The following is a 16,652-nucleotide window of genomic DNA, read 5'->3' as shown; positions in this document are numbered from 1 at the left end:
CCTCCTCACTCTCCGTACACGTATTTTAATGCATCTTCTGCTTTTGCATATGGTGCACTTTCAGCATATTCTGTAGCTTCGTTAACAAGCGCCATAATTTCGTCATTAATTTGTTGATTTATCTCATCTGTTAAGACACCCACACCTCTTAAATACGTAGCAAAGACGATAATTGGATCGTTCTTACGAGCTTCAGATACTTCTTCTTGACCTCGATAGATGCGGTCGTCATCATCACTTGAATGGGCTGTTAAGCGATATGATATAGTTTCAATAAGAGTTGGTCCTTCACCTTTTCTTGCACGGTCTGCCGCTTCCTTGACAACTTTATACACTTCAAGAGGATCATTTCCATCTACGGTATATCCAGGCATTCCATACCCAATTGCACGGTCTGATACATTTTCACACGCAAGTTGCTTCTCAATTGGAACAGAAATCGCGTACTTATTGTTTTCACACATGAAGATAACAGGAAGTTTATGAACACCTGCAAAGTTTGCACCTTCATGAAAATCCCCTTGATTCGATGAACCCTCTCCAAATGTCACAAATGTTACTAGATCCTTACCTTCCATACGTCCTGCTAATGCTAGTCCTACTGCATGAGGCACTTGAGTTGTAACTGGAGAAGACCCTGTTACGATACGTCGACTTTTATCGCCGAAGTGACCAGGCATTTGACGACCACCTGAGTTAGGATCTTCCGCTTTTGCAAAGCCTGACAACATTAAATCTTTTGCAGTCATCCCAAATGTTAATACAACGCCCATATCTCGATAGTATGGTAATACGTAGTCCTTATCACGATCTAAAGCAAAAGCCGCTCCAACTTGTGCTGCTTCTTGACCTTGACAAGAAATAACGAACGGAACTTTTCCTGCGCGATTTAATAACCACATACGCTCATCTAATTTACGAGCTAACAACATTGTTTTATACATCTCCACTACTTGTTCATCACTTAATCCTAAAGATGCATGACGATTTTCTGTCATCTTCATTTAACAGGCCTCCTTGTATTTTCCTCATTAACTATGCAGAGCCTTGCCATCAACAGCTAATGCTGCTTCTCCAATTGCTTCTGAAAGACTTGGGTGAGGATGAATGGTATGAGCAATCTCCCATGGTGTAGCATCCAATACTTTTGCCAATCCTGCTTCAGAAATCATATCTGTTACGTGTGGCCCAATCATATGTACACCTAATAAATCATCTGTTTTTCGGTCTGCAATAATTTTCACAAACCCTTCTGATTTACCATACACAAGTGCTTTCCCCACTGCTTTAAATGGAAACTTCCCTATCTTCACTTCATACCCTTGTTCTTTTGCTTCTTTTTCAGTTAATCCAACACTTGCTACTTCTGGGATACTATACACACACTTTGAAATAGTTTGATAATTTAAAGGCTCTGTATGCTGTCCTGCTATATGCTCTACTGCAACAATTCCTTCATGAGAAGCAACATGGGCAAGTTGTAATCCACCAATTACGTCTCCAATTGCATAAATATGTGATTCTTTTGTTTGGTAGTATTGGTTTGTCTCAATAACACCTTTATCAAATACAATATCTGTATTTTCTAATCCAATGTCTTCAACATTTCCTTGCCTTCCAACTGATAAAAGTAGTTTTTCAGCAGTAAATAAGGTTGTTTCATTGCCAAGCTCTGCAGAAATTTCAACACCCTCATCTACTTTTAATGAGTCAGCTAACACTTTCGCAGATGTAACGATATTGATTCCTTTTTTCGTTAATAAGCGGGTCATTTCTTTTGAAATATCTTCATCTTCTGTTGGCAAAATACGATTACTGTATTCTAATACCGTTACCTCTACATCAAAGTCGGCTAACATAGATGCCCATTCAATTCCAATAACGCCTCCGCCCACAATGATGATCGATTTTGGTAAATGCTCCATTTGCAAAGCCTCATCAGAAGTCATTACAAACTCTCCATCTACTTTTATACCAGGAAGTGTTCGCGGCCTTGAACCTGTGGCAATAAGAACATTTTTGGGAATAAGCATTTCGTTTTCTTCGCCGCTATTTAATTCCACAGAAATGGTTCCTGGCATTGGCGAGAAAATAGATGGACCTAAAATACGCCCAATGCCTTCATACACATCAATCTTTCCTTTTTTCATTAAACCTTGTACACCGCTATATAACTGTGAAACAATCTTATTTTTGCGCTCTTGTACTCGTTGGAAATTCAGTGTAACATCACTTGTCACCACACCGAATTCACTACTTTCTTTTGCTGATGCATATACTTCAGCACTTCTTAATAAAGCTTTACTCGGAATACACCCTGCATGCAAGCATGTCCCACCTAATTTTTTCTTCTCAACAACTGCTACTTTTAAACCAAGCTGTGAAGCGCGAATCGCTGCTACATATCCCCCAGTTCCGCCTCCAAGTATGACTAGATCATATTCTGTTGCCATGTTCTCCCGCCTTCCTTTTTAAAAAATCGTTGTACGAATTTCTTTACCAGGGTATTCTTTGGCTTCCTCTTCTCCTGATAGTACACGCAGAGCTCCCTCAGCCAGTGCTTGCAATTCATCTTCCCCCGGCGATACAATGACATCAGCAATCCAGTTTACCCTTTTCACAATGTTTGCAACGAATGTTTTTGAATGAGCTAATCCACCTGTTAATATAATCGCATCCGCTTTACCTGCTAACACCGCACTAGCTGCACCAATCTCTTTCGCCACTTGATAGGCCATTGCTTCATAAACGAGCTTTGCCTTCTCATCACCTTTATTAGCAAGCGCTTCAACTCTTTGGGCATCGGATGTTTCAAGATACCCAACAAGCCCACCTTGTCCTACAATCATCTTCATAATTTCTTCACGATAGTAGCGTCCAGAAAAGCAAAGCTTCACAAGGTCTCCTACCGGAACGGTTCCTGCTCTCTCAGGACTAAACGGACCATCACCATGCAAACCATTATTCACATCAATTACTTTTCCGTTTTTATGAACACCAACCGTAATTCCTCCACCCATGTGTGTCACAATAAGTGAAAGATCTTCATACTTACGTCCCATTTGCTTTGCTACTTTACGCGCAACTGCTTTTTGATTTAAGGCATGAAAAATACTTTTTCGCTCAATGAGGGCAAAACCTGAAATACGCGCAATGTCATCTAATTCATCTACAACAACTGGATCTACGATGTAAGAAGGAATGTTTAATCCTGATGCGATTTCGTATGCAAGAATGCCACCCAAATTTGAAGCATGATGCCCTGCATATCCGTCTTTCAAATCTTGTAGCATCATGTCATTAACAGCGTATGTACCACCTTTGATTGGACGTAGCAATCCACCTCTTCCACATACCGCGCTAATCTTTGATAGGTTAATTCCTTCTTCATCAAGCGCTTGTAGAATCGATTGTTTGCGAAATTCATATTGATCATAAATCGTCTTATACTGATTTAACACACTAGCATCGTAACGAATGGTTCGATCAAAAATAGGTTTTTCATTATGAAACACTCCAATTTTTGTTGAGGTAGAACCAGGGTTAATGACAACTATTCGATAGTCTTGCATTTCCAACGTAAAATCCTCCTACACTTAAATAACAAAGAAATGGTGGAGACTGTGTCAAATGAAGAACATATATTTCATTTGACACAGCCTGAACAGATCTCTTTTTTATTAATTCAATGGATCTGTTACACATTCCTTTTTACTATTTTATTAACGTGATTGACGACGACTTAAAATGTGCTGTCCATTTTGTAAGAACTGACTGCGCGAGCGGCGTAAAGTTTCGATACGCTCTTCAGCTAAACGGTCAGCTGCTAAGTATGTTGGAATCCCATCACGCTTTGAGATTTCAAATACACTAGCAATATTGTCATAAATTCCTTCTACTTTTTTCAATGCACGCTCGCGGTTATATCCAATTAACTCATCCGCAACGTTAATAACACCACCTGCATTAATAACATAATCAGGGGCATAAACAATACCTAGTTCATGGATTAAATCACCATGTCGAGTTTCTTTCAGCTGGTTGTTCGCAGCTCCCGCAATCACTTTTGCTTTTAGATGTGGGATTGTCTCATCATTAATTGTTGCACCTAATGCACAAGGAGCATAAATATCACAATCTACACTATAAATTTCACTTGGGTCTACAGCTTTTGCACCGAATTGCTCTACCACACGCTGTACAGCTTCTTTATTAATATCTGTCACAATTAACTTAGCGCCTTCTTCATGAAGATGACGGCATAGATTGTATGCAACATTTCCAACACCTTGAACAGCAATTACTTTTCCTTCAAGCGAATCGGTACCGAACGCTTCTTTTGCTGCTGCCTTCATGCCGCGATACACACCATATGCTGTTACAGGTGATGGATTACCAGAAGAACCGAATGCAGGGGAGACTCCTGTTACATAATCTGTTTCTTGATAGATAATATCCATATCTTCAACCGTTGTTCCTACATCTTCTGCTGTAATATAGCGACCATTCAATCCTTGGATAAAGCGACCAAACGCACGGAACATTTCTTCATTCTTATCTTTACGAGGATCTCCGATAATAACTGTTTTTCCTCCACCTAGATTTAAACCGGCAGCTGCATTTTTATAAGTCATTCCTTTAGCAAGACGTAACGCATCTTCAATTGCAGATGCCTCTGTGTCATACGTCCACATTCTTGTTCCACCTAAAGCCGGTCCAATCGTTGTATCATGAATAGCAATAATAGCCTTCAAACCGGACTCTTTATCTTGACAAAATAATAATTGCTCATAATCGTACGTTTCCATATATTTAAAAATTTCCATTTCCTATTCCTCCTAGTATGACTGTCTATTTGCTACACATATCGCTAAGGCAAGAGAATAAAGCTTACTTTCTGATGAATCTGCACGAGAAGTTAGCACAATAGGTGCTTTCGCTCCGGCAATCACCGCTCCTACTTTTGCCTTTGCAAAATACACAAGAGATTTATATAAAACATTTCCAACTTCAATGGTCGGAACGAGTAGGATATCAGCTTGACCAGCCACTTCCCCTGTAATTCCCTTATGGTGAGCTGCTTGGATGTTAATGGCATTATCTAACGCAAGAGGTCCATCAACGATACATCCTTGAATTTGTCCTCTTTTATTCATTTGTGTTAGCAATGCTGCATCAACAGTTGCTTGCATATTTTCATTTACTACTTCTACAGCAGCAATTGGAGCAACCTTTGGTGTTTTAATACCTACCGCTTGTGCAACTTGGACAGCGTTGGTTAAAATTTGTGCTTTTTCTTGTAAAGTAGGCTGAATATTCATCGCTGCATCCGTTACAAAAACGAATTGGTCGTAGCTCGGAACTTCAAAGACTGCAACATGGGAAAGCACGCTTCCTGTACGCAAACCATACTCTTTATTTAAAACGGCTTTTAATATAATTGATGTAGAAAGGTGACCTTTCATTAACAATTGTGCTTCCTGATTATGAACAGCTTTCACTGCAAGCGTTGCAGCTTCTTGCACAGTTTTTGCATCGACAATCTGTATAGAATGATTCTCTAGTAGAGAAGGCTGATATTGAAGGATTCTGCTATTTATCTTTTCTTTGTCTCCAAATAAAAGAAAGTGTGCCAGTTTTCTTTCAACAGCTTCATATACAGCTTCAATTGTTTCCTGGTCATCTGCTGCTGCAACAGCTACTGTTAATGGATTGGTGTTCGTTGCTTGTTCTAATAATGCTGCTAGCTTCATGTTCTGTTCTACCTTTCTTCTTTATTGCTCATCCATTACTATTATATGCAAGTACCGTGCCAACTTTATTTGCACTAAAAGCAAGGACTTTCCTAACAATAAACATGCAATAAATTGCACATTATGCAATTTATTGCATGCCATCTTTTGCAATTTTGTATTTTTCAACTTTATAATAAAGCGAGCGTAATGAGATATTTAGCTGTTTCGCTGTTTTTGTTTTATTGTACTTATTCGCCTCTAAAACTTGTTTTACTATTTTCGCTTCATAATCCTCTACTAAATCTGATAAATGTCGGTTATCAAAAAGCTCTATATCTTCACTTTGAACTTGATTCTCAATTCGATGACCTTCTAACATCGGCAAATGGCGAACATCAATAAATGTTTCACTATAATGCATATAAATGATAGCTCTACCTAAGATGTTTTCTAACTCTCGAACATTTCCTGGCCAATCGTATGAGCGTAAAGAAATTAACGCTTCTTTTGTTAACCCTTCTACATTCCGACCATAATCTTGATTTATTTTTGTAATGAGATGCTGAGCAAGAGATTCAATGTCTTCTTTTCGATGACGAAGTGGAGGAATTTGGATTGGAATTTTATTGAGTCGATAATATAAGTCTTCCCTTACTTTCCCGTTTACAATTCCTTTTTCAAGATTGACATTTGTAGCGGCAATGACTCGCACATTAATGGGTATAGGTGTTGTTCCTCCTACACGAACTATTTCTTTTTCTTGCAATACTCGAAGTAACTTCGCTTGCATACTTGCAGACAGCTCACCAATTTCATCTAGAAAGATACTCCCATTATTCGCCTCTTCAAACAGACCCCTTTTTCCTCCACGTTTCGCCCCTGAAAAAGCACCTTCTTCATAGCCAAACAGTTCACTCTCTAACAAACTTTCTGATAAAGCAGCACAATTCACTCGTACAAATTTATTGTATTTTCGATTACTATCATTGTGGATGGCATGAGCAAACAATTCTTTTCCGGTACCTGATTCTCCCCTCAATAATACAGTTGCTGGTGTTTTTGCCCCTAGTTTTGCTTGTTCAATTGCTAACTGAAATTCTTCTGATGAACCAATAATATCATCAAATGAATATTTTGCTTCAAGCGTCCGAATAATTTGCCTTGCACGGTCTAATTCTACCGTTAACTGTTGAATTTCAGACATATCATGAATAACACCTACACTTCCATTTAACCTTCCATCTACGATGACCGGTGCTACATTAACGATAACATCTTTTTTATTTGGCCCAACCTTCATACTCACTCCACGAACGGGCCTTCTTGTTTGCAACACTTTCATGTGCATACTCTCACCCTCAGAGATATCTGCTGTTGCTGGTTTTCCAATAACATCTTCTTCTTTTAATCCCGTTAATCTTGTATAAGCTGGATTAATAAGCAGTCCCCGTCCTTTTTCATCAACAACAGAGATCGCTTCTTCTGATGATTGAATGATGGCTTCTAACATAATTTGTATTTCTTTTAAATTCGTTACCTCTTCAGCTAAGTCAACGACTTCTGTTATATCTTTAAAAATGGAAAATGCGCCAAATAACTCACCCGACTCATTTAGCATTGGGATGCGTGAGGTAATAATTTTGCGGCCATTTTGCAATAAAAATTCTTGGTTGCGATCAACCTTTTTTGTTTGTAATGTCAGAGGCAGCTGACTTGTAGGAATCACATCGTGAATGTGCTTACCAATTACTTTTTCCTTCTGTAAGCCCGTTACTCTTTCTGCACTTCGATTAAATAATGTAATCATTCCATTTTCATTAATCACAATCATGCCATCATGAGTAGAGTTAAAAATTAAGTCATATTTGTAAGATTCATTTTTAAAGCGATTCACAAGCTCTTCTTTTTCTTCCATTAATTCAGCCGTAATGTGAGCAACGGATCCCGGTACTAACACTACACCTTTTGGCTTTTCTTCATATAATTCATAAAACACCGCTTGATCACCCGTCGTATCAATAATAATATCGATATTGTTATGAATTAAATCACGCCAATTTGTACTAGTATGAATACCATTCTTCTTCGCAAACACGATCCCAGGGGCATGTTCATTAATGTCAGCAATTGCATAAATGTTTAAAATATCTGCTGCCATCACAATTTTCAGAACCGTTAATCCTCCCTTTCCAGCTCCAACAATTAACACGTTTTGCATCTTATTTTCCCTCCTTAAACCGAATGAATTTTTTGTCATCATTCACTTGCAACTTTTTGCATAGTATTATCATAATGAATAAGAAAGCGTCTTGACAATTTTTTTCATTGTTTTATCATCTTAAATAGAAGATATTTTCTGGAAAGGACCTTTTTATGATACGAATAATTGCCCTACTTATTTTACTAATTCCAGGGATTCTAGCAGGCTACGGTATTAAACTAATGCGCGACATGGTATTTGGCGTCTTACAGACACCGTTTACTTCTCTTTTCGTTCAATTTTCAGCAGGATTACTTTTATTTTTAGTAGGTTTAGGATTTGTCGCAGGCTTCATCTTACATCGAGATCGAAAGCGAAATAAAGTTCAACCTCGATTTCAACAAACTGAACAAGTAACATCTGCAAAAAAATAAACAAGCTATCTCATACAAATGAGATAGCTTGTTTATTTTTTGTCATATTGTCTAAAGTGTTGGTTTAAATGTTTTCACCATTTTTTCTGGATAATCTGTAATGATTGCATCACATCCATATTCATACATTCGTTTCGCTACATCCATATCGTTTACCGTATAAGGTCTTACTTTCAAAGCAAAGTCATGAGATACATCAACATTCACTGCATTGACTGTACGATAATTAGGGTGCAATGCTTTTGCCCCTAAATGCTGAGCGTATAACCATGGTTCAAAGAGTGGATACGAATATAATACAGCTGTTTCCAGATTAGAATCTAACGATAGCACTCTTGCTAAACTGTTATGATTAAATGAGGAAATAATAACTCGATCCTGCATCTTATATTTATAGATAAGTTCAATGGCCTTTATTTCCATATAAGCATATTCAAAAATATCATTTTTTAGTTCAATGTTAACTTCTATTAATTGCTCACTTGCCCACTGTAGAACCTCTTCTAATGATGGAATTGGACAGACTCCATATTGCTTTTTAAATTTATAACTAGCATCTAGTTTTTTAATTTCAGCATACGTTAAGTCTTTTACATATCCTTTTCCATTTGTTGTTCGATCTACTTTTTCATCATGAATAACAACAAGCTCGTTGTCTTTTGTCATATGCACATCTAATTCAATACCATCTGCTCCTACTCGAATGGCTTCTTTAAAAGAAATCATCGTATTCTCTGGATACGTTCCAGCTGCACCTCTATGTCCAAATATACGCAATGTGCCTTCAACCCCTTTTCTCGTTTTCATTACCATAACATTAATTAAGAAAAAAACCTGCCTTTTTACATTTTTTTTGCTATACTTACACATACATTTTACAATTGAAAGGAAGTTGTTATGTATGAAACCTTTACAAATTTCACCCGAAACGGCTCTTAAGTTAGCGGAGAAGTTAAACGTTCCTCTTGAACAATTAATGCACATGCCTCAACATATTTTGCTACAAAAGTTAGCACAGTTAAATGAAGAAGAAAACAAGTAATCATTTATAAGTAAAAAGCCAGGTTGCCTTTATATACGATGAAACGTACATCTAAAAGGCAACCATTGCGATAAACTCTGAGGAAGTAGGCTCTTTTCTCTCACTTTGTAATTAAAAACCCTTATTAAAAAGGAAGGCAAAAAAATAAAGACACTCCGTAGAATACCTTTATAAAATTTCCATTTTATAATTTAAAAAAGCAACAATCTAAGGTTATTGTGCCGTAATCTACAATTATTTCATTTTCAAGTTTGTATTTGAATATAAGTTCAACTAATTTATGTCCATCAATTAATATGATTTACGCATATTTGATACTTCAATCAAATTGCATAAAAGAGGTCGTAATGTCGGCTGAGGTTCAAATACTCCAGCAAGTATTAAAACAATAATTAATAATATTGTGATGAAAGATCAGGATTGTCACCAAAACGCACCAATGCATTGAGCATTGGTGTTTTTGTGTCTTATGATATTTCCTCCCTACCTCGAAAAAACACAACTATGACCTATTCAGTTCGTTCATTTTAATTTCCATAAACAAAAGAACCTCCTATTATGGGAGGTTCTTCAAGTCATCAATTTCAAACCACTGTTTTAATACACTATTGTTGATAATCGAGTTACTTCGCCATTGTTTAAATTGATTAAGTATTTTTGTGCAACTTCATGGTAATTGCTAGAGAACCAGTGACGGAAAAGGAGCGTTAAAAGTTTTCCTTCTTTATCATCAAAATTCGTTTCGTAAGTTGTCATAAAAATATGTGTTTGATTGTTTTGGATATGCTCATTGATTATTTTTTCAATTTTTTCATTGACGATTTGGCTTGTTGAGAAACCTGTAAATTGCGGATATTCAACATAATCAAAATCAGGAGCTTTTGTGCCTGCATTAAAAAACTTGCTTCTAATTTCTACAGGAACTTGTTCATATTTTACAAGATTTGTTTGCTGTACTTGTGTATTCGCTCCGATGTTATAAACGATAGTATCGCCTTTCTTAACAATCGAATATACACGATACGCCAAACCAGCCTTACCTCGCTCAACAGATATGATTTCACCTTCTGGGTTGCGCTTGTATGTTTTAACATCTTTCACGAAGTGTACTACGCCAAGTTGATTGACTTTGATTTCATTTCCCTTCCACGCTACTTTTGATTCAGCTGCACTTGCTTGTCCAGCAAATGGTGACAATAACATCAAAGCTGCTGAAATACTGATTAATGCTTTTTTCATCTGGCTTTCCTCTCCCCTGAAATACATTTCAATTTATTATACTTTATGTAAAAAATGGTGAATAGGGAAAAAGTGAGAAATTTTAACTAATGAGTGTTTTGTTACGACCCATTGCACAAATCGCTAAAACGCACTGAATACATCAGCTTTTGATTTTTCTTCAATATCGTCATTTTATGTAATCGTAAAATAATTGGTGCATAGGATTATCATACGCTTTTGTGCCATTACGGAAGGAAACATAATTAGTAACATTATTCAATGCTCCCCGTAAGTACGCTTTAAAATTGCGGATATTCTTTTTACTTTTCACTTATGTCAAGACCTTACGGAATAAATCCTTGTTGATGCCTTGCTGTTTGAATTCAAGATACAATTCATTGATATGATGTGTCCTGTCTTCACTCGATTGATTTCTTCCAGGTCTTGCTTATTCTTTAACCATAAAAGAAACAGTTTTAATGTCTGCTCGTATGATGAGATGGTTTTCTTTGACAAATTTTTGCTTTGACAGAAAATCAAAAATTCATTTAAGTACCATTCTGTTTCAGACAACTTCATGATTCCCTCCTCTTTTCACAAACACAAAAAGCCCAATGAATAAAATAATTCATAGGGCATACGTTAAAAATATTTATTGATTTAAAATCATGTTTATTGGTTTTCGTTAATTACAAAATGAATGTCAAAGTCCTTGACCCTATCAATTTCAAGAAGCTTTATGTTCTAACCGTAATTTATCGGCAACCATTGCGATAAACTCTGAATTTGTTGGCTTTGCTTTGGTCATGCTGACAGTGTATCCAAAAAGGGAAGAGATGGAATCAATATTACCACGGCTCCATGCTACTTCAATAGCATGACGAATCGCACGCTCTACGCGACTTGCCGTTGTGTTATATTTCTTAGCGATATCCGGATATAATACTTTTGTAATTGAGCCTAATAACTCAATGTCTTTATAAACCATTGAAATAGCTTCACGTAAATATAAATAACCTTTAATATGTGCAGGTACACCAATTTCGTGAATAATGCTTGTAATATTTGCATCTAAATTGTTCGATTTTGCTTCACGTTGTGTTCTCATAGAAGATGAATGATGCTTAATTACTGCCGATGTTTTACCGCTTACTTGACGAATATGGTCAACTAAGTTTTCCATATCAAATGGCTTTAAAATGAAGTAAGCTGCGCCTAAATCTACGGCTTTTTTTGTCACATCTTCTTGTCCGAAAGCAGTAAGCATAATTACATTTGGATAGTTCTCTTTTTTCATTTCTTTAAGCTGACTTAACACCGCTAGTCCATCAAGATGAGGCATAATAATATCTAAAACAAGAACATCTGGATCTTTTTCCTTTAACATCGTTAAACATTCTTGTCCGTTATAAGCTACCCCTATTACTTCCATGTCTTCTTGATCTGAAATATAATCCTCTAGTAAGCCTATTAACTCTCTGTTGTCGTCAACTAAACAAACTTTGATCTTTTTCACAACAGATTCCTCCTCAATCCCTTAAAGTTATATATCGATTCATCAACGATTCCTATCCTTTATTCTAATTGATGAATTCGACAATGCAACAAATTTTCCTTTATTTTTTTGAAAAAAACTCAAATTATTGGAAAATCTATCATTTTCTTCTTTATTCTTCATTTTTCGACTTGAATTGCAAGTTGACATTTTTGTTTGTCTACATTCAGTCACTCTTTTCATTTTATGACTAATGATTACTGTTGTAGAAGAGATATTTTTAAGCTATTTCCGTACATTTTGTTGCTATTTGATAAACCACGCAAAAGACTCAGCTTTCTCTGTCATTACCAACAGATTTAAAAACAATTTTTGAACAGCCATTCTTTCTAAAAATGACTAAAGAAAAGACGAACTAATGTAGTTAGCTCGCCTTCTTTTGACTATTTTCATAAATATCAATTCCTGCTTCACTTAGCATCCACTCAATGTGAACGCCGTAACCTGACGTTGGATCATTTACAAATACGTGTGTAACTGCTCCTACCACTTTACCATCTTGAATAATTGGGCTCCCACTCATCCCCTGAACAATTCCCCCTGTTTTATTTAACAGTTTAGAATCGGTAATCTTGATAACCATCCCTTTTGTTGCTGGGAATTTTTGAGGAATTGTACTTACAATCTCTACATCAAATTCTTCTACTTCATCATCATTGACAACCGTAAGAATTTTAGCAGGCCCTTCCTTGACTTGATGAGACAAAGCAATTGGTAATGGCTTATCCATGACGCCATTTTCAATTTTTGAAGAAAGCTTTCCAAAAATACCAAATGGACTATTTCGTGTAATGCTACCAATGATTTCTTTATCTTCTGAAAAACGAGCTAATTTTTCACCTGGTACACCATTGGTTCCTTTTTCAATGGATGTAACGGTTGATCTGACAATTTGTCCATTTTCTACAACAATTGGCTTTTTTGTATCCATATCGGAAATAACATGTCCTAACGCCCCGTATTTCTTCGATTTAGGATCATAGAATGTCATTGTGCCAATTCCAGCTGCTGAATCACGGATGTAGAGTCCAATTCGATAAGCGTAGTCTTGCTTATCTTTTAGTGGAACTAACTTCGTTTGAAATTTGCTTTTATCGCGGATAATTTCTAAGTTTAATGGCTCACCTGTTTTACCAGATTGCTGAATAAACGGTGTAATGTCACTCATTTTTTCAATGGTTGTTCCATTAATTTTTGTAATCATATCTCCAACTTGTATTCCGGCTATTTCACCTGGAGATCTTTTACCTTCTTTTGTATCAACTTGATGATATCCTACTACTAACACACCACGGGAATTTAATTTTACCCCTATTGATTGACCACCTGGAATAACTTTGAAATCGGAGAGAACTTGCACATCTACTTGCTTAACAGGAATACCCGCAAAATGTAGCATAAGTTCTTCTTTTCCAATCTCTTTTCCTGCGATCGTCAATTTAGAATCACCTTGATTTATATCATAAATCGTTGATTCTCCATACATGGACGATACAGGTAGAGATGTATTCATATGAACGGTTTGATTTTCAAATACGATGATTTTCTTTGGAATATTTACATATTGCTGTAACTTTGGGAAAAAACCTACCATAATGAGTGAAACAAGGAGAATTACGCCTATTACATATCTATATCTATTTAGCATATCATTTTCCACTCTCCTCGCTTCCTATCCACACCATAACTTAATGGCTACATCTTTACTTTTACCTTCTTGCACTTCATTTATAACTTCAACGAGAAAAAACTCTGTAATTTCACACAGAAAATTTAGTAAGGGTAAAAAGACATCCTTAAAGAAGTTTTGTTACATAAAAAAGAGGCTATTTTGTTCGTTATGAAAGAGAGGAGAAGAAGAGGGTTTTATACAACACGCCTTACCTCCTATCACTTTGACATAACTGATTTTTAGAGGAAAGGCATGTTGTAAATAATATCAAATAAGTCACTTTTCACATCGAGATTTCATTACTTTGATGTGTCTTTAAGCTTGTTTTATTTTATCTGCTAAGGCAAGTAATTCTTTTGCATGTTCTTTTGTTAAATCTGTAATTTCTACGCCTGCAATCATACGGCCTATTTCTTTGATTTTGTTTTCATTTGTTAGCGGATCAACCGATGTCATTGTACGATTTTCTTTGACCGTTTTGGAAATAAATAAATGTGTATCAGCCATGGCCGCTACTTGTGGTAAATGAGATATACACAATACTTGTGAATTAACCGCAATATGATAAATTTTTTCACCGATTGATTGAGCTACTCTTCCACTTACACCTGTGTCTACTTCATCAAAAATAATCGATGTCACACCTTGATGTTGAGAAAAAATACTCTTTAGCGCTAGCATGATACGTGATAGCTCTCCACCCGACGCTACTTTTGCTAACGGCTTTAACGGTTCACCTGGATTTGTTGAAATGTAAAACTCAATATGATCAATTCCATCCTTAGTAAACTTTACTGGTTTGTTATCAATCACTAAGTCACTTGCTGTTGCATTTATTTTTCCTATTTTAATGTCAAATACTGTTTTTGCCATGTATAGCTCTTTTAATTCTCGATGGATGTTCTCTGTTAGTTGACGAGCAAGCTGTTTTCGAACCGTTGACACATTTGTTGCTTCTACTAATAAATCCTTTGCGATACTATCTAGTTGTTCTTTAATCTTACTAACATGTGTATCACGGTTCTTAATTTTATCGATTTCATCTTCAATTGCAGCACTGTATTCTAAAATTTCTTCAACAGATTGTCCATATTTACGCTTTAAATAGTTAATTTCATTTAACCTTGTTTCAATAAAATTTAACCTTTTTGGATCATATTCTAACAAATCTAGTTGCTGTCGAATTCTATACGAAACATCTTCTAATTGATAAAAACAATTTGAAACGGTTTCTGAGATGTTTTCATACTCTTTCTCAATGGAAGCGATATCTTCTGTATTATTCATTGCTAAGCTTATCCAATCTAACCCTTTATGTTCACCATGTAGCGCATTGTAAGCGTCATTTAAGGCTGAGTAAACCTTTTCAAAGTTAGCAATTTTTATTCTCTCTTCTGTTAATCGCTCGTCTTCCTGTGGTTGTAAATTAGCTGCTTGAATTTCATCTAATTGAAATTGAATAAGATCAAGACGATGAGCCATCTTTTGCTCATTTTCTGTTAATTGCTCTAATTGCTTTTTCAAATCTGTATATTTATAAAACAAATGACGATACTCACTTAACGCACGATCAATCTTCGCTCCACCGTATTGATCCACTAACATTAAATGACGGTCTTGGTTCATTAAATCTTGATGCTCATGTTGCCCATGAATGTCGACTAACGTTTGCCCGATTTCACGCAAAACAGCTAATGTAACTAGTTTACCGTTTACCCGACAAATACTTTTACCATTCGTCGTAATTTCACGCCTTAGCACAATCATGCCGTCGTCAATTCCCACGCCTACTTGAGCTGCTTTTTCATAGCAAGGATGCTGATCGTCTATTAAAACAAGCCCTTCAATTTCAGCTCGATTTGTTCCATGGCGAACAAATTCAGAAGACCCTCTCCCTCCAACAAGTAAATGGATGGCATCAATAATAATTGATTTCCCCGCTCCTGTTTCACCAGTCAAGACAGTTAAACCTTTCTCAAATGAAATAGACAAAGATTCAATAATCGCAAAATTTTTAATCGATAACTCTGCTAACAACAAGATTCACGCACCTTTATTGCACTCAAAACAGATGCCAGCTAGCCAACATCGTTTGGAGCTATTTTAGTTCAAGTTTTGTTTCATATACCTTACAAAGAATTCGTAAACGAACCGAAAAAAGAACATTTCATAAGCCTTTAGAACTAGGAACAGAATATGTTCAGGCTGTGTCAAATGAGACACCTTTTGATCTCTTTGACACAGCCCATTCTGTTAAAGCATCTCTAAAAAGCGATTTGAAATCACTTCTGTATCTTCAGGAGTTCGACAAATGATTAAACAAGTATCATCTCCACAGATTGTCCCTAAAATCTCTTCCCAATCTAAGTGATCAATTAAGGCACCAATCGCATTTGCATTACCCGGTAAAGTTTTCATAACAAGCATATGGCCTGCACCATCAATTTTAACAAATGCGTCCATTAACGATCTTTTTAACTTTTGAAGAGGGTTAAAGCGTTGATCTGCTGGAAGGCTATATTTATAACGCCCATCCATCAAAGGTACTTTTACTAAATGCAACTCTTTAATGTCACGTGACACAGTTGCCTGAGTAACGTTAAATCCTTGATTTTTTAAAATATCTACTAACTCATCTTGTGTTTCAATATCATTATTTGTAATAATGTCACGAATTTTAATATGTCTTTGTCCTTTATTCATTTCGGCACCTCGCACTTTTATCATAATGTTACGCTATATAAGAATTAAGAATTGGGCGATGATTAATGAATGGCTGTTTTCCAACCCTTT

General features: G+C 36.2%; 15 protein-coding genes. 2 read left to right on the top strand and 13 right to left on the bottom strand.

The genetic code is table 11. The features are described from left to right. Window positions 1-5: 5 nt before the first annotated feature. The 6 genes from JOC83_RS02190 to JOC83_RS02165 form a co-directional block, all read right to left on the bottom strand. Entirely contained in the window at window positions 6-1,004 is a 999-nt protein-coding gene (locus JOC83_RS02190; protein ID WP_275580390.1) for a thiamine pyrophosphate-dependent dehydrogenase E1 component subunit alpha, read from the bottom strand. A 27-nt stretch (window positions 1,005-1,031) separates the two neighbouring features. Further along, the gene (gene lpdA / locus JOC83_RS02185; protein ID WP_205183090.1) at window positions 1,032-2,453 is read right to left on the bottom strand and encodes a dihydrolipoyl dehydrogenase; all 1,422 of its coding nucleotides are present in this window, start codon (window positions 2,451-2,453) and stop codon (window positions 1,032-1,034) included. A gap of 18 nt (window positions 2,454-2,471) precedes the next feature. Beyond that, window positions 2,472-3,572, bottom strand: coding sequence for a butyrate kinase (buk, locus tag JOC83_RS02180; protein WP_378912574.1), 1,101 nt, complete (start codon window positions 3,570-3,572; stop codon window positions 2,472-2,474). A gap of 150 nt (window positions 3,573-3,722) precedes the next feature. Continuing rightward, window positions 3,723-4,826, bottom strand: coding sequence for a branched-chain amino acid dehydrogenase (gene bcd / locus JOC83_RS02175; protein ID WP_205183084.1), 1,104 nt, complete (start codon window positions 4,824-4,826; stop codon window positions 3,723-3,725). 12 nt (window positions 4,827-4,838) lie between these two features. Beyond that, a complete protein-coding gene (gene yqiS / locus JOC83_RS02170) occupies window positions 4,839-5,753 on the bottom strand; it encodes a phosphate butyryltransferase (RefSeq protein WP_205183068.1) in 915 nt (304 codons plus the stop codon). 130 nt (window positions 5,754-5,883) lie between these two features. Further along, window positions 5,884-7,953 carry a sigma-54 interaction domain-containing protein gene (locus JOC83_RS02165; protein ID WP_205183065.1) on the bottom strand — a complete coding sequence of 690 codons (2,070 nt, stop codon included), beginning with the start codon at window positions 7,951-7,953 and terminating at the stop codon, window positions 5,884-5,886. 155 nt (window positions 7,954-8,108) lie between these two features. Here JOC83_RS02165 and JOC83_RS02160 point away from each other — a divergent pair, with 155 nt between their 5' ends. Beyond that, window positions 8,109-8,369 (top strand): DUF2627 domain-containing protein, encoded by a 261-nt coding sequence (locus JOC83_RS02160; protein WP_205183061.1) that lies wholly within the window; start codon window positions 8,109-8,111, stop codon window positions 8,367-8,369. 51 nt (window positions 8,370-8,420) lie between these two features. Here the strand turns inward: JOC83_RS02160 and JOC83_RS02155 are convergent, their stop codons facing one another. Then, window positions 8,421-9,146, bottom strand: coding sequence for a glycerophosphodiester phosphodiesterase (locus JOC83_RS02155; protein WP_239583267.1), 726 nt, complete (start codon window positions 9,144-9,146; stop codon window positions 8,421-8,423). Window positions 9,147-9,270: 124 nt separating this feature from the next. Here JOC83_RS02155 and JOC83_RS02150 point away from each other — a divergent pair, with 124 nt between their 5' ends. Further along, window positions 9,271-9,411, top strand: coding sequence for a YycC family protein (locus JOC83_RS02150; protein ID WP_205183056.1), 141 nt, complete (start codon window positions 9,271-9,273; stop codon window positions 9,409-9,411). Window positions 9,412-10,008: 597 nt separating this feature from the next. On the opposite strand, the gene JOC83_RS02145 is transcribed toward JOC83_RS02150, so the two are convergent. From JOC83_RS02145 to ahrC, 6 genes are all read right to left on the bottom strand, one after another. Beyond that, complete coding sequence (locus JOC83_RS02145; protein ID WP_205183054.1) at window positions 10,009-10,650, bottom strand: hypothetical protein; 642 nt, start codon at window positions 10,648-10,650, stop codon at window positions 10,009-10,011. A 318-nt stretch (window positions 10,651-10,968) separates the two neighbouring features. Further along, window positions 10,969-11,211: a site-specific integrase gene (locus JOC83_RS02140; RefSeq protein WP_239583266.1), complete on the bottom strand. Its 243-nt coding sequence runs from the start codon at window positions 11,209-11,211 to the stop codon at window positions 10,969-10,971. A gap of 148 nt (window positions 11,212-11,359) precedes the next feature. Then, window positions 11,360-12,148, bottom strand: coding sequence for a sporulation transcription factor Spo0A (gene spo0A, locus JOC83_RS02135; RefSeq protein WP_205183052.1), 789 nt, complete (start codon window positions 12,146-12,148; stop codon window positions 11,360-11,362). A 403-nt stretch (window positions 12,149-12,551) separates the two neighbouring features. After that, window positions 12,552-13,835 carry a SpoIVB peptidase gene (gene spoIVB, locus JOC83_RS02130; RefSeq protein WP_205184754.1) on the bottom strand — a complete coding sequence of 428 codons (1,284 nt, stop codon included), beginning with the start codon at window positions 13,833-13,835 and terminating at the stop codon, window positions 12,552-12,554. A gap of 339 nt (window positions 13,836-14,174) precedes the next feature. Next, window positions 14,175-15,896, bottom strand: a complete 1,722-nt coding sequence (gene recN / locus JOC83_RS02125) for a DNA repair protein RecN (RefSeq protein WP_205184752.1) — start codon at window positions 15,894-15,896, stop codon at window positions 14,175-14,177. 216 nt (window positions 15,897-16,112) lie between these two features. After that, window positions 16,113-16,562 carry a transcriptional regulator AhrC/ArgR gene (gene ahrC, locus JOC83_RS02120; RefSeq protein WP_205183050.1) on the bottom strand — a complete coding sequence of 150 codons (450 nt, stop codon included), beginning with the start codon at window positions 16,560-16,562 and terminating at the stop codon, window positions 16,113-16,115. Between the last annotated feature and the right edge of the window lie 90 nt (window positions 16,563-16,652).

This window comes from Priestia iocasae, assembly GCF_016909075.1.
GTDB lineage: Bacteria > Bacillota > Bacilli > Bacillales > Bacillaceae_H > Priestia > Priestia iocasae.
The sequence above is the reverse complement of the archived record's forward strand: the minus strand, read 5'-3'. Positions and strand labels throughout refer to the sequence as shown.